Source organism: Nguyenibacter vanlangensis (genome assembly GCF_013376155.1).
Classification (GTDB): domain Bacteria; phylum Pseudomonadota; class Alphaproteobacteria; order Acetobacterales; family Acetobacteraceae; genus Gluconacetobacter; species Gluconacetobacter vanlangensis.
The window spans coordinates 1-737 of record NZ_JABXXP010001076.1; the positions used below are offsets into that span (position 1 = coordinate 1).

Sequence of the window (737 nt, forward strand, 5' to 3'; positions counted from 1 at the left end):
CGGAGCGACGCCATGGCCGGAAAGACCCCGTCGCGCAGGATCAGCCCATGCAGCAGGGCCGCGCCCACATGCACGACGACCACCCCGAACAGCGCGAAGGCCAGCCAGCTATGCAACTGCCGCAGCAGCGCGAACAAGGTCGGGTCGTGCGGCAGGATCGGCGGCAGCCGCACCGCCCCCCACAGCACGACCGGATAGGCCCCGGCCGACAGCATCCCCCATCCCACCAGCGGCATCGCGATCATCAGCGCATACAGCGCGATATGCGACCCCAGGGCCGCCACCCGCTGGATCGCCGGCATCGCGGCGGGCAGCGGCGGCGGCCTGACGATCAGCCGGTTCGCCAGGCGGATCGCCGCCAGCAGCAGGATGCCGATCCCCATCGGCCGATGCAGCGCCACCAGCGTGGCATAGGCCGGGCCCTCGGTCGCGGCCATGAACACGCCGACCAGCAGCATGCCCAGGATCAGCGGCGCCATCAGCCAGTGCAGCACCCGCGCCAGGGCGGAAAACCGTACGACCCGGTTCATTGGCCTTCTCCGGTGGCGACCATGGCGGGGCTGACCGCGCTGGGCATCCTGGCCTCGCCCGACCGCAGCCAGAACGAACGCATATAGGCCGCCGACCGCGCCGCCGGGATCGGATCGTCCGACGCCGCCATGCCGGGCGGCAGCACCATCGGGTCGAAGGTCAGGCCGGTGCAGGCGCCGTCGTCCTCGCTCTCGGCCCGGTCCAGG

At 71.9% G+C, this 737-nt stretch carries 1 protein-coding gene and 1 pseudogene; both read right to left on the reverse strand.

Annotated elements, in window-relative coordinates; translation table 11 throughout:
- Positions 1–530, reverse strand: a 530-nt coding sequence (locus tag HUK84_RS21320; RefSeq protein ID WP_176641941.1) for a cytochrome b, incomplete at its 3' end; no start/stop codon positions are given.
- A pseudogene (locus HUK84_RS21325) lies at positions 527–737 on the reverse strand (catalase); the annotation flags it as partial. The pseudogene HUK84_RS21325 and the gene HUK84_RS21320, both read right to left, overlap by 4 nt.